The following is a 22,132-nucleotide window of genomic DNA, read 5'->3' as shown; positions in this document are numbered from 1 at the left end:
GCGGACGGCAATCCCTCGCCGGCCGAGAACACGGCGATCCTGCAAATTGCAGACGCCATGCGGGAGGTGCGGCGGTCACTGCCGCACTAACAGGGTTAGACAGCAGGCAGCTCCTGCTACCGCCTACTCCAGATGGCTCTTCAAGAACCACAGGTTCTTGTCCAGGCTCCGCGAGAACGCCGTGAAGATGTCCGCCGTGTCGGCGTCCCCCGCCTCATCGGCCGCATCAATTCCCTCGCGGGTCGATTTGCTCAACGCGGCGTAGCGCTCGACCAGTGCACCGACGTGGTCGGCGACCTTGCGGATGTCGGTGGGGTAGGGGGCAAGCTTGCTGGCCTTGCTCACCGTCTGCAGGGTGCCAAGGGCGATGCCGTCGAGCTGGGCGACGCGCTCGGCGATGATGTCGACGTGCTCATCGACGTCGTCGCGGAGGGTGTCGAGCAGTTCGTGCACGGCGATGAAGGTCGGACCCTTGAGGTTCCAATGCGCCTGCTTGGTGACCAGCGCCAGGTCGATGGCGTCGGCCAGCCGGGCGTTGAGCAGGTTGATCATTTCGGTCTTGGTGTTGGACTTGAGCCCAATTTCGGGGGAGATCATCAGGTGCCTCTGGAGACGGGTTGAACCGCCTGTGAACGGCGGACTGAGCCCGAGGTTCCAGGCTGTGAGCCGGTTTCGCCATCGTGCGAAAGTGTACCTTGTTCAAACCTTAGGGGGGCCGCGCCCAGTGCACCTACGGAAAAGGGCGCGGCCCTTGCGGACCACGCCCCTCACTTCCGTTCACCTGGCGATCAGACCGCCTGGTTCGTCGCCAGGTCGTTCGTGACCGGATTAGTTGACGGTCTTGTCCTCGATGGTCTTGGTCGAGGCGCTGATCGGGATCTGGCGGGCCTTCTTGCTCTCCGGAATCTCGCGCTTCAGCTCGATGTGGAGCAGGCCGTTCTCGAGGTTGGCGCCGGCGACCTCAACATAGTCGGCCAGCTGGAAACGCAGCTCGAAAGCGCGCTCGGCGATGCCGCGATGCAGGAACTCGCGAGCCTTGTCCTCACTCTCGGTGGGCTTGGCGCCCTTCACGACGAGGTTGTTCTCCTTGCTCTCGATGGCGATGTCGCCATCGGCAAAGCCGGCGACGGCGATCGAGATGCGGTAGGTGTTCTCGCCCGTCTTCTCGATATTATAGGGAGGGTAGGACTTCGCCTCCTGGCCCACCAGGGCATCGAGACGATTGAAGACGCGGTCGAAACCGACGGTCGAACGATAGAAGGGGGAAAAATCGTAGGCAGCCATTTCACATTCTCCTTTGAGCAACGTGGCTTTTCGGGTGTCCCATGCGCGCTCCCCGATTGGGCAAGCACACATTCCCGGGTGTCCCGGTTCCCGGGGCAATCCCGGCGAACAGCATTGATTTAGGAAGCCTTGGCGGCGGTTCAAGACCCCTGTTCAGGTCGATGAACCGAACATGAATGTCGTGATCAAAGCCGGTTCAGACGGCGGCTCCTATAAGCGGGACTGTGCTTACTGTCTGCTGCAGGGCACACCGAATGAGCCGCCTTCACCCGCCCCCCGCAAGGCGGCCATCACAGGAAAGCCAGTGTCTCAACCGAGGCGCTGGCTTTTCTGTTTCTGGGGTCGGCGGGTTCAAACCTCTCGGTCGTCATTCCCGCGAAGGCGGGAATCCAGTATGCACAGGACTATCGTCTCGGCCGGTTCAGTTTCCGACATCCCACTAGGTTCCCGCCTTCGCAGGAATGACGATGGTGGATGGGGTAGGGCCAGTCACTCGGAGCAGGCAGCATGAACGCCATCGTCGATCCCAACGGCCCCACGCTTGCGGTTGTGCCGTCAAATCCGGTGCCGGAGGGAGCGCGGGTCGGCTATTTCACCACGGCCGACAAGGTGCAGCTGCGCTTCGCCACCTTCCCCAAGGGCGAGGGTGCGGCCAAGGGCACTATCTGCCTCGTGCAGGGACGCACCGAGTTCATCGAGAAGTATTTCGAGACCATCGCCGATTTCCAGTCGCGCGGCTTTGCCGTCGCCACCTTCGATTGGCGCGGGCAGGGCGGCAGCCAGCGGCTGATAGGCAACAAGAAGCTCGGCTATGTCCGCCGCTTCGATGACTATTGGACCGACCTCAAGAGCTTCCACGGCTCGATCCTGTTGCCCGATTGCCCTGCACCTTATTATCTCGTCGGCCATTCGATGGGCGGGCTCGCCTCGCTCTATGCCGGCATCCGCGACCGCATGATGTTCGAGCGCATCTTCGTCTCGGCGCCGATGGTCGGGCTCGATCGCCAGCCGTTCGGCATGGCCGGCATGGCGCGGTTGACCGGCACGCTGGCCAATCTCGGCCTCGGTCGCCTGCCGATCGGGCGGCGGGGCGACAAACCGCAATCGCAGCTGAGTTTCGCCGGCAACCTGCTGACCTCCGACATGCGCCGCTTCACCCGCTCGGTCGATGTGCTGAAGGCGCGTCCTGAGCTCGAAATCGGGGCGCCGACGATTCGCTGGGCCGCCTCGGCGTTCGATGCAATGGCCGGCGCCGCGACGGATCAGTTCCCCGGCGCTGTGCGCATTCCCGTGCTGATGCTGGCCGCAGCGCGCGACGAGATCGTTTCCACCGCTGCCACTGAGACCCTGGGCCTCAGGATGCGAACCGGCCGCCACGTGATCATCCCCGGGGCAAGGCACGAGCTGTTCATGGAAAACGATTCGATCCGCGCCCAGGTGTTCGCGGCGTTCGACGCATTCATCACTGAGCAGAGCGCCTGACCAACCTCCCAGTCGGTGCTTTCTCCCCTCGTGGGAGAAGGCAATCAGCCGACAGCGCAGAGTACTACCCCCGCAACACCGCCATCGCCGCCGCATGTAGCTCCGGCGTCGCCGCTGCCACGCAGTTGCCGCCCTGTTCGGCGCGGCCGCCGTCCCAGGTGGTGATGACCCCGCCGGCGTTCTCGATCAGCGGGATCAGCGGGCAGATGTCCACATCCTTCAGCGCCGCCTCGACCACCAGGTCGATATGTCCGGCCGCCATCAGTGCGTAGCCGTAGCAATCGAGCCCATAGCGGGTGGTGAGCACGGAGCGGCGGATCCGGTTCCACGGCTCGGCGACGCCCTTCCGCTGGAACAGGTCGGGCGAGGTCGTGGTCATCTTGGCCCGAGCCAGTTCCGTCACCTTCGAGGTGCGCATCTCCACGCGATCCGTACCGCGGTGATAGGACGCCTCGCCGGGCAGGCTCATGAAGATTTCGCCGGTGAAGGGTTGCGCCATCAGCCCGGCCACCGCCTTGCCATCGATGGTCAGCCCGACCAGCGTTCCCCACACCGGCACGCCGGTGATGAAGGCGCGGGTGCCGTCGATCGGATCGATGATCCAGGCGAAGCGTCCGGCGCCCGGCTTGTCGTCCCATTCCTCGCCGATGATGGCATGATCAGGAAAGCGGTTGCCGATCACCTCGCGGATGGCGAGCTCGGCCTGCCGGTCGGCCTCGGTCACCGGATCGAAGCCCTGCGCCTCCTTGTTGTCGACCGCCAGCGCGGAGCGGAAGCGCGGCAGCGTCACCGCGGCGGCGATCTCGGCGGCATCGAGCAGGGTGCGGCGCACGAGGTCGGCGGTGAGGCCGGCAAGATCGGTGCCGGCAAGAGGTGTATCGTTCATATCAGCCTTCCGGGCGCGATTTTGTGAGATGTTCCAGTGATCTAGCGGCGGCTGTCAGCACATTTTCGCGAATAGCCGGTGACGGTCATGATTCATTTTTGCAACAACAACCGAAGTTTATCTGTTGAAGACTTCTGGCCACCTTGTGAAGGGAGGCAAATCAGTTCACGCCGGTAGTTGCATGATGGATGGGCGGGTCTGGCGCCTCTTGCCTCGACTTAGGCAACGCACTCTGGCCGCCATCGTTTCCTCCCTTGACTGGGCCGCTCCGGCGGCCCCATTTTTGTGGGGACCTGCCACTCCGCTCAGTGTTGAAATGTCCCGTGGATAGTCGCCCGCTCCGTGCGGCGCGCCTTCACTCCGCCGCGTATTTCTCCGGCACGGTTGCCGGCGGCGACAGCACCGAAAAATCGAGCCCGATCAGCGTCGACACCAGCCGATCCACCAGCTGCCGCATCGCGGCGAAGCCCTCGTTCTTCTCGAGCGTCACCTCGTTCATGTAGAGGTGCCTGCTGAGCTCGATCTGCAGCGCGTGCACGCCGTGCTGCGGGCGGCCATAGGTACGGGTGCAGAAGCCGCCGGCATAGGGCCGGTTGCGCGCCACCCGCAGTCCGGCGCCGGCGAACACCATTTCCGCTAGGTCTGCGAGAATCGGGGCGCAGGTGGTGCCATAGCGATCACCCAGCACAACGTCGGGACCGAGCCGGTCGCCGGAACGCGACAGCCGCGGCATCGAGTGGCAATCGATCAGTACGGCCACTCCGAAGGCGCTATAGGCCTCGGTCAGCAACCGCTGCATGGTGGCGTGGTAGGGCTGGTAGATGCCCTCGATGCGCATCCGCGCATCATCGAGCGTCAGGCGCTCTCTATATATCGGCTTGTTCTCGGCCACGACGCGGGCAAGCGTGCCGAGCCCTGCAGCAACGCGCGGGCTGGTGGTGTTGAAGCGCTCGGACAGCGGCTCGACGAACATCGTCGGGTCGAGCTCCCAGGGCTCGCGGTTCACATCGAGATAGGCCCGTGGAAAGTGCGCCCGGATCAGCGGCGAGCCCAGATGCGGGGCGCGCGCGAACAGCTCGTCGACGAACGCATCCTCGGATTGGCGGATCGACAGGTGATCGAGCCGCGTCATCGAGAGGAAGCGTTCGGGGTAGTCGCGGCCGGAATGGGCGGAATTGAACACCAGTGGCGCCATCACCCGGCGGGGCCGGATGGTTTCGAATGCTGGCCTGTCCCAATAGTCGGACTGCACCGGGGCTCCCTTCAGCGCCGAAGCGCTGTCTCACCACGACAATCTGCCGCGCAAGCCGCCGAATGTCCATAAGGCCGAAAGGGGCATGTTCACACTTCTTGGCTATGGGTTCTCGATAGAGAAAACTTGCATTAAACATCACTCACTAGAGTCCCGCGGCAGAACGCCGTCAAAGAGGGACGCTCAAGGGGACATCATGAAGCGCATATTGCTCGCCGAAGACGATAACGACATGCGCCAGTTCCTCACCCGCGCGCTGAAGACCGCGGGCTACGAGGTGGTGTCCTTCGACAATGGCCGGTCGGCCTACGAGCGGCTGCGCGAGGAACCGTTCTCGCTGCTGCTCAGCGATATCGTGATGCCCGAGATGGACGGCATCGAACTGGCGCGCCGGGCCACCGAGCTCGATCCTGATCTCAAGGTGATGTTCATCACCGGATTCGCGGCCGTGGCGCTCAATCCCGATTCCGAGGCCCCCAAGGACGCGTCGGTGCTGTCGAAGCCCTTCCATCTCAAGGATCTCGTGCACGAGGTCGAGCGGCTGCTGGCCGCCTGAACCACTGAGTTTGCAGTCGGGATGCCTTCTCCCCTTGTGGGAGTAGGTGGCGCGCAGCGCCGGATGAGGGGTCCCGCATCGCTTGCGATGAGCGATCGGAGCGACGCGACGGGCGACTATGTGTGCGGAGACAGACCCGTCATCCGCCCTTCGGGCACCTTCTCCCACAAGGGGAGAAGGCGACACACCGCCGGATTCTGCCCCCGTTTTCCCGCCCCGCAATTGACCCTTGACCGGCAAACAGGTTTTATGGTCTACCGCGCTCCCAACGACGGGCGCCGCCCGAAGTTGATGGCGAAGTGATGGGTGTATAGCTCAGCGGGAGAGCACTACCTTGACATGGTAGGGGTCACAGGTTCAATCCCTGTTACACCCACCATCCTCCGCCCGGGGACTCCCGAAGTCCTTGAATACGCCGAACAAATCGGCGCCGCAGTTTGGTCGCGACGGACGTGGTCGCAACCCGCACGGATGGGTGTGTAGCTCAGCGGGAGAGCATCGCCTTCACACGGCGGGGGTCACAGGTTCAATCCCTGTCACACCCACCATCCAAACCAAAAGCCCCTGGCGCCGATCGGCTGCCGGGGGCTTTTGTTTTCGGCGACGGCGTGTGGCTGGCAAATTCGAGCACCATGCGTCCGGGATGAACAGTTGATGATGCCGAGCACAACAAGAATCGTCCCCCAATCTCGAGTCATCGCCGCGCCGAATGCAGTTGTCACGGCTTCGCCACAAAGTCGTCACCCCAGTCACGGACGCGTGAACGGATACACGATTCCAAGTAGATGAGCCGGCTAACTGGTTGCAACATAAGGCGAAGACTCTTGCTATGCCAAAGGTTGGAGTCGATGCAGGGCTGCAACACTTGCCTGGATAGTGACAATTGTTGCCCCGGGAAGGCTCGATTCCTGCCGTATTCCGTGTGAGGGTACGGTCAACCTATGGAGGGCAACCATGAAACGCATCACCATTGCACTGCTGGCCGCCGTGGTCGGCGCTGGTCTGATGTCCTCGGCCTACGCTGCCGATCTCATCATTGAGGAGCCTGCCGAAGTCGGCGTCGTTGACGTCGGCGGAGACTGGGACGGCCTATATATCGGCGCTCACGTCGGTTACGGCTGGGGAACTGCGGACCACACGTCCGGTCCGGGCTTCAATGACATGGATCTGAGCGGGTGGCTTGCCGGCGTGCAGCTCGGTGCCAACTTCACGGTGACCGATGGAATCGTAGCCGGCATCGAAGGAGACATCTCCTGGTCGGGTATCGGCGGCGTTTGCGACATCACCTGTAATACTGTCGGCATCACGCACGACATTGACTGGGTTGGCTCGCTCCGTGGGCGACTGGGCTTCGACGGCGGTGCGTTCATGCCGTACGTGACGGCTGGTGTGGCTTTTGCAAGCGCGACGCGCGATGCGCCCAATCTGGCACCGGCCGATACGCAGACGCATGTGGGTTGGACCGCCGGCGCCGGTGTTGAGTTCATGGCGGCAGAGAACGTGTCGCTCAATCTTGAGTGGCGCTACACCGATCTGGGCGAGGCCGAGTACGACACCGGCGGCATTCCTCCGACGATCGACCTGCAGTTCCACCAGATTCGCGCCGGTCTGAACTGGCACTTCTAAGTCAGCTTCAGCGCCAAAAACTGATGACCCCGTCCAGCGCGAGCTGTGGCGGGGTCTGTTCTTCTGCAGTGGTGAGGCGCTTCTTCTGCATGCGAGGACTCGCATACCGGCCACTCGAAGATGGTGCGGCCCTGCAACAGTAGCAACAATAGTGGCAACTGTTGCCGTCGGACGGCTCGATTTCTGCCGTCTTTCGTGTGAGACTAGGTTTGAGCTATGGAGGCAAATATGAAGCGTTTGACTACTGCAGTGCTGGCTACCGCTGTCGGCTTCGGTCTGATGTCCTCGGCCTACGCTGCGGACCTTATCGTTGAAGAGCCGGCAGAAGCTGGCGTTGTCGATGTTTCTGGCGATTGGGACGGAATCTACGTCGGTGCTTTTGTTGGCTACGCTTGGGGCGATGCTACGGAGCACGACTTTATCGTGGGCGACCTTCCGTACGACCTCGCCGGGTGGCTCGCCGGTGTGAACATCGGTGCTGATTTCACGGTGACCGACGGGATCGTTGCTGGCGTCGTCGCTGACGCGGCCTGGTCCAACATCGATGACGATGTATTCGACCTTATCGACGTCCGGTGGACCGGCTCGGTTCGCGGCAAGCTCGGGTTTGATGGCGGCGCCTTCCTGCCGTACCTCACCGCTGGTCTCGCAGTGGCAGGGGTTGATTTCGATGGTGACTCCAACACGCATTTTGGTTGGACTGCGGGCGCTGGCGTTGAGTTCGCGGTTGCTCAGGATCTTTCGGTGGATCTGGCTTACCGGTACAGCAGCTATGGCGAAGTCGACTACTTCGGGAACGGCGACACCATGGACTTCAACACCCATCAGCTCACCGTCGGTTTGAACTGGCGTTTCTAAGCCTAGAGACGGTTAGAGAGTTGACCCCGCCCGGCGCGAGCCGTGGCGGGGTCTCATTTTTCGCGAAAATTTCTCATTTGTGCCTTGAAATTGCCACCTCGAAACCAGGTGTGGCGCGAATGTAACGAGTCTCTCCGGGAGCGGCCGCGCGTAAACACTTTCTTCGCGATTGGGGTCGTTTTTGCGTTTCACACGGGCTAACCCACAGCCCTCTCTCTTGGAGTTGACTAAATGAATCGTTTTGCAATCGCTCTGCTGGCCGGTGTGGCTGGCGTCTCCGTGATGTCGTCGGCTTTTGCGGCTGACCTCATCGTCGATGAGCCCGCTCCGGCGGTCGGCATCGTCTCCACCACCGGTAACTGGGACGGCCTGTTCATCGGCGCGTTCGCCGGCGCTGGCTGGGGCACCGTCACCGACGAAGACGGCGTCTTCACCGCTGTTGACACCGACTACGATCTGTCGGGCTGGGAGCTGGGCGTCAACGCCGGCTTCAACGTCACCGTCTCGGAAGCCATTGTTGCCGGTATCGTTGGCGACATCGCCTGGTCGAACATCAGCGGCGATAACGCCGATGGTTTCGAGTACGATGTGAACTGGATCGGTAGCGTCCGCGGCCGTCTCGGCTTCGATGGCGGCGCCTTCCTGCCGTACGTCACGGCCGGTGTGGCCTTTGCCAATGCCACTCTCGGTGATACCGTCGCCGCGATCGACGACACTCAGACCCACATCGGCTGGACCGTCGGTGCCGGCGTCGAGTTCGCCGTTGCCGACAACGTGTCGCTCGACCTGCAGTACCGCTACACCGACTACGGCTCGAAGGACTACGACATTCCGGCTGCCTCGTCGTTCGGCCTGACCTCGCACGCCATCACTGCCGGCGTGAACTTCAAGTTCTGATTTCCGCTTCAGCCTAGCTGATCGGTTTTCTGTTCAACCCCGCCCGGCGTAAGCCGCGGCGGGGTTGTTTGTTTCGAGTTACTTAAAGGTCCGTGCGAGGCGTTCCCCGCAAATCTAAAATGTGGCAAAATATAGACTTGAAAATACTTGATTGTGGCAAAATACTAGCTGTGACCGGAGGGCAACACAGTCCGGAGAAGCTGTGCGTTGCTGGCTTGCGGAGGGTTCTCTTTCGGCAGAACGTGCGTATCTTACGGTCGGTTGCTTATTTGGAGGCCAAACATGAATCGTCTTGCCATTTCCCTGCTCGCTGGCGTTGCCGCCCTGAGCTTCATCTCCTCGGCCCACGCGGCTGACCTTATCATCGACGAGCCGGCGCCGCCCGTTGGTATCGTCGACACCAGCGGCAACTGGGACGGCGTGTTCGTCGGTGCCTTTGCCGGCTACGGTTGGGGCACGCTCACCGACGATGACTCGCTGCTCGGTCTCACCAGCGGCGATGACACGCTGGATCTCACCGGTTGGCAGGTCGGCGTGAACGCCGGCGCCAACTTCACGGTCTCGGAAGCTATCGTTGCCGGTATCGTAGGCGATATCGCCTGGACGGACCTGAGCGGTGACGACACGACCGCTACCGTGCCTTTCGCCTATGACGTGAACTGGCTTGGTAGCATCCGCGGCCGTCTCGGCTTTGACGGCGGTGCCTTCCTGCCCTACGTGACCGCCGGTGTGGCCTTCGCCAATGCCACCGCCACCGAAACCCCCGCCGTGGCCGAAGACACCCAGACCCACATCGGCTGGACCGTCGGTGCGGGCGTCGAGTTCGCCGTCGCGGACAACATCTCGCTCGATCTGCTGTACCGCTACACGGACTACGGTTCGAAGGACTACGATCTGACGGCCACGACGCCGCTCAGCCTGACCACGCACGCCGTAACGGCTGGTGTGAACTTCAAGTTCTGATCTCGACCTCAGCTTTGGCTGAACGAACCTGATCGAGCCCGTCCCAGCGAAAGCCGGGGCGGGTTCTTTGCATCATTTCCCACTTGTTTGGGGTTGTTGCAGATTTGCCCTTGTCAGATCGGCAGAACAGTCCCACCTTCGCTGTCATGTTCAACCAGCAAAAGGAGGTGGTCCAAGTGTCTCATCAGAAATCGTCGGTTTGGAAGGGTCTTGGAGTCTCCGGTAGTTCGGAGCAGCCTCTGGCCTAATCGAAGGCACCTCGCCCCATCGGAGCGACCTCCTGGTCCTCTCTTGCGGGCAGTGACCACTTCGAAAGCCGCGAAATCGGGAAGGGTCGCCTCAGGGCGGCCCTTTCTTTTTGTCTGTTGCGGGCCCGGGCAGCCCAATGGCTGAGCGGAGTGCCTTCTCCCCTTGTGGGAGAAGGTGCCCGAAGGGCGGATGAGGGGTTGTCTCCGCGCACACCGTCACTCGTCGCTACGCTCCGATCGCGCAACCTCCGGTTGCGGCCCCCTCATCCGGCGCTGCGCGCCACCTTCTCCCACAAGGGGAGAAGGCAAGGCGGTGGTCCTGCCGCGAGGTCTTGCCCCAACCATTCGTTAACCAAACCCTGACGGTTACCGCCGCGTAAACCAGTTGTTTGCAATTTGGATTCGATTCATGCGGGCACGAACCACCTGTTCCCTCGTGTACCTTGGAGGCACATCATGAACCGTTTCTCTCTCACTCTGCTGGCGGGCGTTGCCGTGCTGTCCATGGCTTCGGCCGCTTCTGCCGCTGACCTGCTGGTCCAGCAGCCGTCGATGCCGGGCTTCGTCGATATGGGCGGTGGCGGTGGCTGGGATGGCGCCTATGTCGGCGGCTTCGTCGGCTATGGTTTTGGCACCCTGTCGGAAGATCCCAATGTCCTGCTGACCGACACCGAGCTTGATCTGTCGGGTTGGACCGTTGGTGGAACCGTCGGTGCTAACTTCACAGTGGCGCCCGGTTTCATCCTCGGCGCGGCCGGCGATATCGCCTGGTCGAACATCAGCGGCTACGACGCCGGTGCGACACTCGACTACGACATCAACTGGACCGGCTCCCTGCGCGGCAAGGCCGGCTTCGATGGTGGTGCTTTCATGCCCTACCTGACTGCTGGTCTGGCTTTCGCGGGCGCTACCGCCAGCGAGGGCGGAAACGACAACTCGCAGATGCACTTCGGCTGGACCGCTGGTGCGGGCGTCGAGATTGCGGTCGCCGAGCAGATCTCGCTCGACCTGCAGTACCGCTATTCCGACTACGGCACCGCCGATTACGATCTGCCGACCGACGCAGAGCTGGGCATCAGCACCCATGCCGTCACAGGCGGCGTGAACTTCAAGTTCTAAGCCTCGCCGATCGACAAGATCAGCAGCGGCCGTCCTTCGGGGCGGCCGTTCTCTTTTTGCATTCGGCGCGCAACACGACTATGTAGCGGCCTTCCATACTCGAGCATCCCGATGAACGCCCTGACCGCGGCGGCGCCCGCCACCAGATTGCTGCCCTATCAGTCGCGCCGGACCTTCGCGATCATCTCGCACCCGGACGCCGGCAAGACCACGCTCACCGAAAAGCTGCTGGCCTCGTCGGGCGCCATCCAGCAGGCGGGGCAGGTGCGTCATCGCGCCAACCAGCGCGCCACCCGGTCGGACTGGATGGAGATCGAGCGGCAGCGCGGCATCTCGATCACCTCGTCGGTAATGACCTTCGAGCACCTGGGGCTGACCTTCAACCTGCTCGATACCCCCGGCCACTCGGACTTTTCCGAGGACACCTACCGCACGCTGACCGCGGTCGATGCCGCCATCATGGTGATCGACGTCGCCAAGGGTATCGAGGCGCAGACGCTGAAGCTGTTCGAGGTCTGCCGCCTGCGCGACATCCCGATCATCACCTTCGCCAACAAGGTCGATCGCGAGGGCAAGGATCCGGTCGAAATCCTCGACGAGATCGCCTCGACCCTGGCGCTCGACGTCTCGCCGGTGGTCTGGCCGCTCGGCGGCGGCGTCGACTTCAAGGGCATCGTCGACCTCACTGCAGGCGTCGTAAAGCGGCCGAACGGCGAGGTCTGGAAGACCTTCACCAAACTCGAGGACCTCGCCCGCGACAACGAGTTCGCCATGGACCCGGTGATCATGGCCAGCCTCGAGAATCTCGAACTGGCCCGCGCCGGCTTCCCGGAGTTCGATCACGAAATCTATCTCGCCGGCCACCTGACCCCGGTGATCTTCGGCTCGGCGCTGAAGTCCGTCTCGGTGCCGGAAATGCTCGCCGCCCTCGGCACCTGGGCGCCCGAGCCGCGCCCGCAGCCGGCCGAGCCCAAGCCGATTCAGCCCGATGATCCCAAGGTCTCCGGCTTCGTGTTCAAGGTGCAGGCGAACATGGACGCCAACCACCGCGACCGCATCGCCTTCGTGCGTCTCAGCTCGGGCACCTTCAAGCGCGGCATGCGGCTCAAGAATGTGCGCACCGGCAAGGACATGGCGGTGTCGAACCCGATGTTCTTCTTCGGCCACGATCGCGAACTGGCCGAGGAAGCAGTGGCCGGCGATATCGTCGGCATTCCCAACCACGGCGCGCTCAGCGTCGGCGACACGCTGACTGAGGGCGCCAACATCAAGGTCACCGGCATCCCGAACTTCGCGCCCGAAATCATCCGGCGCGTGCGTCTCACCGATCCGATGAAGGCGAAGCAGCTCGCCAAGGCGCTCAGCGATCTCGCCGAAGAAGGCGTGGCGCAGATCTTCCGCCGCATGGTGGGTGCCGACTACATCGTCGGCGTGGTCGGCCAGCTGCAGCTCGAAGTGCTGCAGTCGCGCATCCAGACCGAATACAACGTGCCGATCAGCTTCGAGTCGATCAATTTCGAGCTGGCCCGCTGGATCTTTAGTGACGACAAGGCGGAGCTGGCGCGCTTCATCTCCACCAACAAGCTGGAGATGGCCGAGGACAAGTACGGCGATCCGGTCTACCTCGCCCAATCCACCTGGTGGCTCGGCCGCGCAGAGCGGGATTATCCCAAGGTGCAGTTCCTGACGACGAAGGAACGGCACTAGCCGCGCTAGTCCGTTCGCGTCGCTTCCCGTTCCAGTCCCAAGCGGCTATGAAACGCCGCAACAAACGGGAGTGGATCATGAACAGGCGCAAACTCGGCAAGACCGGCTACGAGGTCTCGGAAATCGGTCTCGGCACCTGGCAGCTGGGCGAGAGTTTCGGTCAGCTCAGCGACGAGACGGCGAACGAGATCCTGAAGACCGCCCGCAGCGTCGAGGTCAACTTCTGGGATACCGCCGACGTCTACGGCGGCGGCCAGTCCGAGCGGCGCATCGGCGAGTTCAAGGACAAGCGCGGCGTGTTCGTCGCCACCAAGCTCGGCCGCAACGGCGACATCTTCCCCAACAAGACCGGCTACAACCGTAAAAAGATCAAAGAGAGCCTCGCCGGCTCCCTGAAGCGCCTCGGCGTCGAAACGCTCGACCTGGCGCAGCTCCACACCGTCCCCACCGAAGTGCTGGCGGACGGCGAAGTGTTCAACATCATGGATGACCTCCGCGCCGAGGGCATGATGCGGCACTGGGGTGCCAGCGTCGAAAACGTCGAGGAAGCGCTGATTGCGATGAAGGCGGATGGCTGCACCACGCTGCAGATCATCTTCAACCTGTTCCGCCAGGACTACATCACCGAGGTGTTTCCGGAAGCCACGAAGCGCAATGTCGGCATCATCGTCCGCCTGCCGCTGGCCTCGGGCCTGCTCTCGGGCAAATGGAACAAGGACACCAAGTTCGCCGAAACGGATCACCGCAACTTCAACGCCAATGGCGAGAAGTTCAACGTCGGCGAAACCTTCTCCGGCCTGCCGTTCGACAAGGGCGTCGCTTTCGCCGAGCAGATCAAGCAGATGGCCCCGAACTACCCGCTGAGCCAGTTCGCCCTGCGCTGGATCCTCGACCAGCCGGCGGTCTCGACCATCGTCGCCGGCGTGACGCGTCCGGATCAGCTGAAGGCCAATGTCGACGCGACCAAGCGGGAGCCGGTGGAGCCCAAGCTCGCCGAGGAACTGGCTGGCTGGTACCAGGAAAAAGTGCGGCCGGAGATCCGGGGGCGGATTTAGTCTCTAGCTGCGGTGCGGAAAGAGCACCGCCACCCCTGTCCCCTCCCCGCAAGGGGGAGGGAGACCAAAACACTGACGCCAGTGTGAGGGTCACCTCCCCCCTTGCGGGGGAGGGACAGGGTGGGGGGTATCTTCCCGCACCGGTGTTCGCGACCGGCCCCACCTCCCCATCCGCCTAGCCCCCCTTCCATCCGCCCCCGCCGCTGCCTAAGTTACGCACACCCTCCCACCACCTTGAGTACCCACATGTCCGAGCATCCCGCCTTCGAACTCGTCCGCGAGCAGCAGATCGGGGAGATCAGTTCGCTGGCGCGGCTCTATCGGCACAAGAAGACCGGGGCGGAGGTGCTGAGCCTCATCAATGACGATGAGAACAAGGTGTTCGGCGTGACGCTGAAGACCCCGCCGGAGGATTCGACCGGCGTTGCGCACATCCTCGAGCACTCGGTGCTGTGCGGCAGCCGCAAATACCCGGTGAAGAAGCCGTTCGTGGAGCTGCTCAAGGGGTCGCTCCACACCTTCCTCAACGCCATGACCTTCTCGGACAAGACCGCCTATCCGGTCGCCAGCCAGAACCTCAAGGACTTCTACAACCTCGTCGATGTCTATCTCGATGCGGTCTATTTCCCGCTGATCTCGGAGGACACCTTCCGGCAGGAAGGCTGGCACTACGAGCTCGATTCCACCCAGGGACCGATGGTCTACAAGGGCGTGGTGTTCAACGAGATGAAGGGCGCCTATTCCTCGGCCGCCGCGGTGCTCGGCAAGGTCAGCCAGCTGTCGCTCTACCCGGACACCACCTATGGCGTGAATTCGGGCGGCGACCCCAAGGTGATCCCCGATCTCACCTATGAGTACTTCAAGAACTTCCATTCGAAGTATTACCACCCGTCCAACTCGCGCGTGGTGTTCTACGGCGATGACGATCCGGCGCAGCGCCTCGCCATCCTCGAGGAGTATTTCAGCCAGTTCGAGCGCATCGACCCCAAGGCCGAAGTCGGCATCCAGCCGCGCTGGAGCGCACCGCGTTCGCTGCACGAGACTTACGCCGCGAGTGAAGCCGAGGCCGGCAAGAAGACCGCCATGGTCTCGGTCAACTGGATGCTCGACGAAGTCTCCGACCCGGAGCTGGCGCTGTCGCTGAACGTGCTCGAGTCCGTCCTCGTCGGCACGCCCGCCGCGCCGCTGCGCAAGGCGATGATCGATTCCGGGCTGGGCGAGGGCCTTACCGGCTCCGGTCTCGCCGATGGCATCCGCCAACCCTATTTCACCTTTGGCCTCAAGGGCATCGAGGACGATGCCGGGGAGAAGGTCGAGCAGCTGATCATCGCGACGCTCGAGCAGCTCAGCGCCGAGGGCATCGACCCCAAGACCATCGAAGCCGCGATGAACTCGACTGAGTTCGCGCTACGCGAAAACAACACCGGCTCGTTCCCGCGCGGCATCGCGCTGATGTTCCGCTCGATGGGCACCTGGCTCTATGGCGGCGATCCGCTGGAGCCGCTGAGCTTCGAGGCGCCGCTCGCCGCCATCAAGGCGAAGCTCGCCGCCGGCGAGCGCGTGTTCGAGACGCTGATCAAGACCCACATCCTCGACAACAAGCACCGGTCCACGGTGCTGCTCACTGCCGACCCCAACAAGGCGGCCGAGGAGGCTGCCGAGGAACGGGCGCGGCTCGACAAGGCGCAGCAGTCGCTGGACGCCGCCGGCGTCGCGCAGGTGGCCGAGCAGACCCGCCGCCTCAAGGAACTGCAGAACGAAACGGATTCCCCTGAGGCGCTGTCGAAGATTCCGACGCTGACGCTCGATGACCTGCCGCGCGCCAACAAGTCGATCCCTATCGCTCGCGAAGAGCTCGAGGGCGTCACGCTGTTCAGCCACGACCTGCCGACCAGCGGCGTGGTCTATCTCGACCTCGGGTTCGACCTGAAGGCATTGCCGGGCCGGTTACTGCCCTACCTTCCGCTGTTCACCCGCGCGCTCACCCAGACCGGCACCAGCAGCGAGGATTTCGTCTCGCTCACCCAGCGCATCGGCCGCACCACCGGCGGCGTCGGCGCCAGCCGCTGGATCTCGACCCGCCGCGATGGCTCGGGCACCGCCGCCTGGCTGTTCATCCGCGGCAAGGCGACGCCCGATCATGTCGGCGACATGCTGTCGATCATGCGCGACGTCATCACCGATGCGCGGCTCGATAACCGCGAGCGCATCCGCCAGATGGTGCTGGAATCCAAAGCCGGCTTCGAAAGCTCGCTCGCCGGCATGGGCAACGGCATCGTCTCGATGCGCGTGCGCGCCGGCTCCAGCGAAGCCGATTGGCTGAACGAGAAGCTGGGCGGCGTCAGCCACTATTTCTTCCTCAAGGACCTTGCGGCCCAGATCGACGGCAACTGGCCGGCGGTGCAGGCAGCGCTCGAGGAAATCCGCACGCTCCTCATCGGTCGCGCCGGCATGATCGCCAACGTCACCGCCGACAGCTTCGCCATCGCGGCGCTGAAGCCGGAACTGTCGAACTTCATCGCGGCGCTGCCTGCCGGCAAGGGTCCGTCCGTCGAAGGCTGGGGCTTCGAGCCTTCGGCGCTGTCCGAAGGCCTCACCTTCCCGGGCCAGGTCAACTACGTCGCCAAGGGCGCCAACCTCAAGGCGCTGGGGTTCGAGCCCACCGGCGGCACCGCCGTCGCCATCAAGCACCTCAACACCACCTACTTGTGGGACAAGGTGCGCGTGCAGGGCGGCGCCTATGGCGGCTCGTCCGGCCTCGATCCGTTCGCCGGCACCTTCGCCTTCACCTCGTACCGCGACCCCAACCTCGTCGACACCATCGACATCTACGATAAGGCCTCGGCGTTCCTCAAAGCCGGGGTAGGGCAGCAGGACCTGGTGCGCTCGGTGATCGGCGTCATCGGCGCGGTCGATACCTACCGCCTCCCCGACGCCAAGGGCTTCACCTCGCTGGTCTGGGAATTGGCTGGCGACAGTGAGGACGCCCGCCAGAAACGCCGCGACGAAATCCTCGGCGCTTCCAACCGCGACTTCAAGGCATTGGCCGAGGCACTGGATCAGGTGGCCCGGAACGGCCAGGTGGTGGTGCTGGGGTCGGAAACGGCGATCAAGGCCGCTAACGATGAGCGGGGCGGGTTCCTCAAGGTTACGAAGGTGCTGTGATCGAAGGGACCGGCCTCGACCTCACACAACTCAGCGTCCCGGCCATCATCGCCCTGGTGATGGTCGGGATCGCCCTGAACTACTTTATCCCCTGGCTGAAGCGACGCCGCGAGCCGGGGCCGACCAAGCTCTCGGCCTGGAGCCAGTCGCACCTCGATGACTTGCGGCCGAATGGGCGGTGGACGTCTTCGATGAGTTGGTTCAACCGCAGCGTCGCCGGTGCGCTGACGGCGCCACGCGGCGGCAAGAAGGGCGGGCCGGTCGCCGTTGCTGAGGTTCGGGCCCGCATCCGCGCGGCGCTCGTCTGGGTGCTTCACAGCGAGATTGCGCTGCGCGTCGCGGGACGAGAAATCCGGCTCACTGCCGGTGGTTTTTTCGACTGGCCCTTCGTCGTTGTACCCCGCATCGGCCGCTTCGCGGTGTTCGACGGCGCGCGGCCGATGGGCAGCATGGTCGCATCGGCCACTGACATCGTGGCCTACGATACCCACGGCGTCGAAGTCGGCCGTTGGCAGACCGATGCACCGCTCGGCGCCATGCTGCCGGGCGCCGATGAGCCGGTCTATGGTCGTCTGGTGTTGGGGGGCAGGGCGCTCGGCCAGCTTCGAGTGCCGCGCTGGCGCACCCAAAGCCGCAGCCTGCTCGATTTCCCCGGCGTCCCGTTCCTAGTTGGCCACAGCGGCAACGACGACGACGCCGAGCCCTGGCTCCTGGCCTTCCTCGCCCTCTCGGCCCAGGCCTCGCTATACCTACAATCCCGCTCTCCGCACCGGCCGAGGGCGCTGAACGAGCGGTGAGCAGGCATCGCAGCTTCCCACCACCACGCTCAGCCTAGTCGCGATACTCACCGCCCCTATCATCGCCGCCGAACATATCGTTGCGGGCGACGGTGGTGTAGCGGTCGTCGTCGGCCTGCAGGTGCAGCGCCGACAGGATCTTGCCGAGCATGTTCTGTTCGGCCGTGCCGGTATGCTGCTTGCTGAGTTCGACGAGGGTGGCGGAGGTGGCGTCGAGGCGCGTCGCCATCAGCCAGGCGAGGCGCATCGTCATCGCTTGGTCCTGCTCGAGGTACTTGCGCGCATCCTGGATGACACGAACCGTGGTGGTGCGGTCGGCCTTCACCGTGGCGCTGTTGAGCGTTCCGAGCACGACAGACATCTCGCCGACCACAGCGTTCGGCGATGAGATCGTGGCGATCGCCACGCCGTCGCGCTCGACAACCAACTGCCCACTTTCGAGCACGAATAGATCGCCGCCTTCACGACCCTGGGCGATCAGTATTTCTCCCGGCGCCAGCGTGCGGATGGGTCGGGTCGCGGCCAGTTCGAGCAGGCTCTCCATTATCGGCTCCGCGTGATCTCCGGAGCGCAGCCTATTCGCTCCCATGCAACCGGGATAGAGTTCGGCCGTTGATTTTCATGGGCCAGCTTCGGATGCAGGAAGTACTGTAGTTTCATGGCTTCCCCCTTCCTTGATCGCGACCTGCGCGTCCTGCCCATCGACGCCTATATCGACCCGCCGTTCCCGCGGGCCCGGGCCATCATCACCCATGGCCATGCTGATCACGCCCGCGCCGGTCATGGCGCGGTGCTGGCGACGCCCGACACCATCGCCATCATGAAGGCACGCTATGGCGAGGATTCGGCGCGCACGTTCCAGCCGCTTGAGTTCGATACGCCGTTGCAGGTCGACGACGTCACTATCACCCTGAAACCTGCCGGGCACATCCTCGGCTCGGCGCAAGTGCTGATGGAGCACAAGGCGCAGCGCATCGTCGTCACCGGCGACTACAAGCGGCTACCGGACCGGACATCGCAGCCGTTCGAGCTCGCCGAATGCGACCTCCTCGTCACCGAAGCCACCTTTGGCCTGCCGGTATTCCAGCATCCCGATCCGTTCGACGAGATCGCCAGGCTGCTTCGCTCGGCTGCCAGCTTTCCGGATCGCGCCCATGTCATCGGCTGCTATGCGCTGGGCAAGGCGCAGCGGGTCATCGCGCTGCTCCGCGACGCCGGCTACGACGCGCCGATCTACCTGCATGGCGCGATGATCCGTCTGTGCGAACTCTATGTCGAACGCGGCATCCGGCTGGGCGAGCTGAAGCCGACGCTCGGGACCACCAAGTCCGAACTCGCCGGACAAATCGTCATCGCGCCGCCCTCCGCCATCAAGGATCGCTGGAGCCGGCGGCTGCCCGATCCGGTGCTCGCCGTCGCCTCAGGCTGGATGAGCGTCAAGCAGCGCGCCCGGCAGTCCGGCGTCGAGCTGCCGCTGGTGATCTCCGACCATGCCGACTGGAACGAGCTGCGCCAGACCATCGCGGAGACCAAGGCCGGCAAGGTCTGGGTCACCCATGGTCGCGAGGACGCGCTGGTCTACCATTGCCGTCAGCAGGGGCTCGAGGCCGAACCGCTCAACATCCAGGCCTATGAGGAAGGCGAAGAGGGCGGCGAGCCGGAGCAGGGGGAGCTCGAAGAGTGAGACGGTTCGCGCAACTGATGGAGCTGCTGGCGCTCACCCCATCGCGCAATCGCAAGATCGAAGCGCTGAGCCAGTATTTTCGCGACACGCCGGACCCCGACCGCGGCTATGCCCTCGCCATCCTCACCGGCGCGCTGACCTTCAAGAACGTCAAGCCGGCGATCCTCCGCGATGTTGTCCTTGCCGAGGTCGATCCGCACCTCTTCAGCCTCAGCTACGACTATGTCGGCGACCTCGGCGAGACGATTGCTCTGATCTGGCCCCATCACGGCGGCACCGAGCCGCTGCCGTCGCTGAGCGATCTGGTCGAGCTGTTCAACATGACCAGCAAGGCGGAACTGCCGCGCCTCATCGGCTCGCTCCTCACCCGCGCCTCGATCAATGAGCGCTGGGCGCTGGTGAAGTTCGCCACCGGCGCGCTGCGCATCGGGCTATCGGCGCGTCTCGCGAAAACCGCGCTGGCCGAAATGAGCGGCAAGGACCTGCAGGACATCGAGGAGGTGTGGAACGGCCTCGTCGTGCCCTACACCGACCTGTTCGACTGGCTCACCGGCAAGACCGAGCGCCCCGATATCGACCACACCGCCCGCTTCCATGCGCTGATGCTGTCGAACCCGATCGACGAGGGCAGGGACCTCGAAAAGCTCGATCCGGCCGATTTCGTCGCCGAATGGAAATGGGACGGCATCCGGGTGCAGCTGATCGCGTCGAAGGGCAAGGTGTCGCTGTTCTCGCGCACCGGCGACGATATCGCGGCGGCATTCCCCGATGTGGTCGAGAGCGTGTTCGGCGACGCCGTGCTGGATGGCGAATTGCTGGTCGGCGCCGAGTTCGAACCGTTGCCGTTCAACGACCTGCAGCAGCGATTGAACCGCAAGCAGGCAATTGCCAAACATGTAGCGACTTTCCCTGCATTCGTGCGCGTCTATGACATGCTTTTCGAGGGCGTTGAGGACATCCGGAGCCTCCCCTGGACCGAGCGCCGCAAGCGCCTCGAAGCCTGGTTCGTCAGGAACCCGCAGACCCGTCTCGACCTCTCGCCGGTGCTGACCTACCGCGACTGGGACGACCTCGCCGAGATCCGCCGCCGCGGCGCCGCCGAGCACGGCCATGAGGGGGTGATGGTCAAGTTGCGCAGCGCGCCCTACGTCCCCGGTCGCCCCAAGGGCTTGTGGTACAAGTGGAAACGCGATCCGAACGTGGTCGACGCAATCCTGATGTACGCCCAGCGCGGCCACGGCAAGCGCTCGTCGTTCTACTCGGACTACACATTCGGCGTCTGGAAAGGCAACGAGATCGTCCCCATCGGCAAAGCCTATTTCGGCTTCACCGACGAGGAACTGAAGCAGCTCGACAAATGGGTCCGCAACAACACCGTCGCCAGCTTCGGCCCCGTCCGCGAGGTGTCGAAGGAACTGGTGTTCGAGGTAGCCTTTGATTCCGCTCAGGAATCCGGCCGCCACAAATCCGGCATCGCGCTTCGCTTCCCCCGCATCAACCGGATAAGGTGGGACAAGCCGGCCGCGGAGGCCGCGACGCTCGAAGAAATGCAGGTCTTCCTGACCGCCACCTGAGGCCGCAAATGTCGCTCGCCGCCATCGAGAGAAAGATCATCGCGCTCGAAGGCGAAATGCTCGCCGCCGTCACCCGCGAGGACTTCGAGACCGCGGCGCGGCTGCGCGACGAGATCGCGTCGCTGAAGGGTGGCGCCGTCCGGCAGCCGCCTCCGGGCGAGATGGGGCTCGGCACGCAAGTCCCGGTGGTCGAGCCGCCCAAGGGCTGGAAGCGGCCGAAGAAGCCGGACCTGATGACCAATGTAAAACCGCGGAAGCGCTAGTCATCCGCGGCGCCGGACGTCGTCGCGCTTCACGCGGCCTTGTACCAGTCGCCATCCCTCACGATCGTTGCCGGCGGCTCGCCCGTCCCGGCCCACGCAATCAGCGGAGACGTGGTAATCGTGCCCTTGGCCATCAGCTCGATGATCGCTTCGAGCCCGGGGCGATCGATGACCGTGACGGCCTTCTCGGCGATGGTCACGCCGGCAGGTGTGGCGAGCCCGGCAGCTGCGAGTTCAGCGGCCGGATCGGCGGCAAAGATCATGCGCAGCTCCATGATGCCGTCCCGATAGCGGGCGATCCCATACATCACGCCGCCGCCTTCGGCTGACTTGCCCACGACATTGAGCAGGTGGCTCCCGTCGGCGCGCGGCACGAAGTAGACCGTCATCTCGCCGGCGGGATCGGCATAGGTCCTCGAGCCGGCGACTTGTGCAAAGCCGCCCGGCGGCTGGTCCGACGAGCGGGCGAACGCTCCGTCCTTTTCGCTGTAGGTGACGAAGGTGAAGCCAGCTGGCAGCAGTTCGACCGCTTCATCGGTGGGGACGAGCGGAGTTGCGGACCCAAGTACGCAGCCGGAGAGCAGAATTGCGAGGCCAGTCAGAAGAACGGCGGCCGCGGCGCGGCGCCAGATAGCAAAGCTTCTCATCGGATGTCCTTCGTCAACGCGGGTTGTGGCCTTTGGGCGCTGTCGACAAACAGCGTAGGCACTATCGAC

At 63.8% G+C, this 22,132-nt stretch carries 20 protein-coding genes and 2 tRNA genes; 16 read left to right on the top strand and 6 right to left on the bottom strand.

What is annotated here, in order from left to right; all coding sequences use genetic code 11:
* Positions 1-123: 123 nt before the first annotated feature.
* A complete protein-coding gene (gene dps / locus AC1DWU_RS10505) occupies positions 124-597 on the bottom strand; it encodes a DNA starvation/stationary phase protection protein Dps (RefSeq protein WP_477149919.1) in 474 nt (157 codons plus the stop codon).
* A gap of 231 nt (positions 598-828) precedes the next feature.
* Positions 829-1,284 (bottom strand): Hsp20 family protein, encoded by a 456-nt coding sequence (locus AC1DWU_RS10500; RefSeq protein WP_477149918.1) that lies wholly within the window; start codon positions 1,282-1,284, stop codon positions 829-831.
* Positions 1,285-1,791: 507 nt separating this feature from the next.
* Between AC1DWU_RS10500 and AC1DWU_RS10495 the strand changes: the two genes are divergently transcribed.
* Positions 1,792-2,766: an alpha/beta fold hydrolase gene (locus AC1DWU_RS10495; RefSeq protein WP_477149917.1), complete on the top strand. Its 975-nt coding sequence runs from the start codon at positions 1,792-1,794 to the stop codon at positions 2,764-2,766.
* Positions 2,767-2,830: 64 nt separating this feature from the next.
* On the opposite strand, the gene hisN is transcribed toward AC1DWU_RS10495, so the two are convergent.
* Together hisN and AC1DWU_RS10485 are read right to left on the bottom strand one after the other, a co-directional pair.
* The gene (gene hisN, locus AC1DWU_RS10490; protein ID WP_477149916.1) at positions 2,831-3,652 is read right to left on the bottom strand and encodes a histidinol-phosphatase; all 822 of its coding nucleotides are present in this window, start codon (positions 3,650-3,652) and stop codon (positions 2,831-2,833) included.
* A gap of 355 nt (positions 3,653-4,007) precedes the next feature.
* Positions 4,008-4,904 carry an N-formylglutamate amidohydrolase gene (locus tag AC1DWU_RS10485; protein ID WP_477149915.1) on the bottom strand — a complete coding sequence of 299 codons (897 nt, stop codon included), beginning with the start codon at positions 4,902-4,904 and terminating at the stop codon, positions 4,008-4,010.
* Positions 4,905-5,100: 196 nt separating this feature from the next.
* Between AC1DWU_RS10485 and cpdR the strand changes: the two genes are divergently transcribed.
* The 12 genes from cpdR to AC1DWU_RS10425 all read left to right on the top strand — a co-directional run bounded on the left by cpdR (position 5,101) and on the right by AC1DWU_RS10425 (position 17,895).
* On the top strand, positions 5,101-5,460 hold the full coding sequence (gene cpdR, locus AC1DWU_RS10480) for a cell cycle two-component system response regulator CpdR (RefSeq protein WP_055883308.1): 360 nt from the start codon (positions 5,101-5,103) through the stop codon (positions 5,458-5,460).
* A 304-nt stretch (positions 5,461-5,764) separates the two neighbouring features.
* Positions 5,765-5,839 (top strand) — tRNA-Val (locus AC1DWU_RS10475).
* A 94-nt stretch (positions 5,840-5,933) separates the two neighbouring features.
* Positions 5,934-6,008 (top strand) — tRNA-Val (locus AC1DWU_RS10470).
* Positions 6,009-6,414: 406 nt separating this feature from the next.
* Positions 6,415-7,086 (top strand): outer membrane protein, encoded by a 672-nt coding sequence (locus tag AC1DWU_RS10465; RefSeq protein WP_477149914.1) that lies wholly within the window; start codon positions 6,415-6,417, stop codon positions 7,084-7,086.
* 228 nt (positions 7,087-7,314) lie between these two features.
* Positions 7,315-7,944 (top strand): outer membrane protein, encoded by a 630-nt coding sequence (locus AC1DWU_RS10460; protein WP_477149913.1) that lies wholly within the window; start codon positions 7,315-7,317, stop codon positions 7,942-7,944.
* Between the two features lie 231 nt (positions 7,945-8,175).
* Complete coding sequence (locus tag AC1DWU_RS10455) at positions 8,176-8,841, top strand: outer membrane protein (protein WP_477149912.1); 666 nt, start codon at positions 8,176-8,178, stop codon at positions 8,839-8,841.
* Between the two features lie 282 nt (positions 8,842-9,123).
* Positions 9,124-9,804, top strand: a complete 681-nt coding sequence (locus AC1DWU_RS10450) for an outer membrane protein (RefSeq protein WP_477149911.1) — start codon at positions 9,124-9,126, stop codon at positions 9,802-9,804.
* 704 nt (positions 9,805-10,508) lie between these two features.
* Positions 10,509-11,171 carry an outer membrane protein gene (locus AC1DWU_RS10445; protein ID WP_477149910.1) on the top strand — a complete coding sequence of 221 codons (663 nt, stop codon included), beginning with the start codon at positions 10,509-10,511 and terminating at the stop codon, positions 11,169-11,171.
* 111 nt (positions 11,172-11,282) lie between these two features.
* A complete protein-coding gene (locus AC1DWU_RS10440; protein WP_477149909.1) occupies positions 11,283-12,878 on the top strand; it encodes a peptide chain release factor 3 in 1,596 nt (531 codons plus the stop codon).
* 77 nt (positions 12,879-12,955) lie between these two features.
* The gene (locus tag AC1DWU_RS10435; protein WP_477149908.1) at positions 12,956-13,933 is read left to right on the top strand and encodes an aldo/keto reductase; all 978 of its coding nucleotides are present in this window, start codon (positions 12,956-12,958) and stop codon (positions 13,931-13,933) included.
* A 246-nt stretch (positions 13,934-14,179) separates the two neighbouring features.
* Entirely contained in the window at positions 14,180-17,098 is a 2,919-nt protein-coding gene (locus tag AC1DWU_RS10430; RefSeq protein WP_477149907.1) for an insulinase family protein, read from the top strand.
* Positions 17,095-17,895: a hypothetical protein gene (locus AC1DWU_RS10425; protein WP_477149906.1), complete on the top strand. Its 801-nt coding sequence runs from the start codon at positions 17,095-17,097 to the stop codon at positions 17,893-17,895. The genes AC1DWU_RS10430 and AC1DWU_RS10425 overlap by 4 nt, the downstream gene beginning before the upstream one ends.
* 34 nt (positions 17,896-17,929) lie before the next feature.
* Here the strand turns inward: AC1DWU_RS10425 and AC1DWU_RS10420 are convergent, their stop codons facing one another.
* Entirely contained in the window at positions 17,930-18,439 is a 510-nt protein-coding gene (locus tag AC1DWU_RS10420; RefSeq protein ID WP_477149905.1) for a Crp/Fnr family transcriptional regulator, read from the bottom strand.
* 114 nt (positions 18,440-18,553) lie between these two features.
* Between AC1DWU_RS10420 and AC1DWU_RS10415 the strand changes: the two genes are divergently transcribed.
* From AC1DWU_RS10415 to AC1DWU_RS10405, 3 genes are read left to right on the top strand one after another with little or no spacing between them, the layout of a single operon-like run.
* A complete protein-coding gene (locus AC1DWU_RS10415) occupies positions 18,554-19,579 on the top strand; it encodes a ligase-associated DNA damage response exonuclease (protein WP_477149904.1) in 1,026 nt (341 codons plus the stop codon).
* Positions 19,576-21,153 (top strand): cisplatin damage response ATP-dependent DNA ligase, encoded by a 1,578-nt coding sequence (locus tag AC1DWU_RS10410; RefSeq protein WP_477149903.1) that lies wholly within the window; start codon positions 19,576-19,578, stop codon positions 21,151-21,153. Before AC1DWU_RS10415 ends, AC1DWU_RS10410 begins: the two co-directional genes overlap by 4 nt.
* Before the next feature lie 8 nt (positions 21,154-21,161).
* Entirely contained in the window at positions 21,162-21,416 is a 255-nt protein-coding gene (locus AC1DWU_RS10405; protein WP_477149902.1) for a UvrB/UvrC motif-containing protein, read from the top strand.
* 29 nt (positions 21,417-21,445) lie between these two features.
* On the opposite strand, the gene AC1DWU_RS10400 is transcribed toward AC1DWU_RS10405, so the two are convergent.
* Complete coding sequence (locus tag AC1DWU_RS10400) at positions 21,446-22,063, bottom strand: hypothetical protein (RefSeq protein WP_477149901.1); 618 nt, start codon at positions 22,061-22,063, stop codon at positions 21,446-21,448.
* Positions 22,064-22,132 lie beyond the last annotated feature (69 nt).

This window comes from Devosia sp. P2_G7, assembly GCF_056403495.1.
Note: the sequence above shows the minus strand (reverse complement) of the source record. Positions and strands in the feature narration are given on the sequence as shown.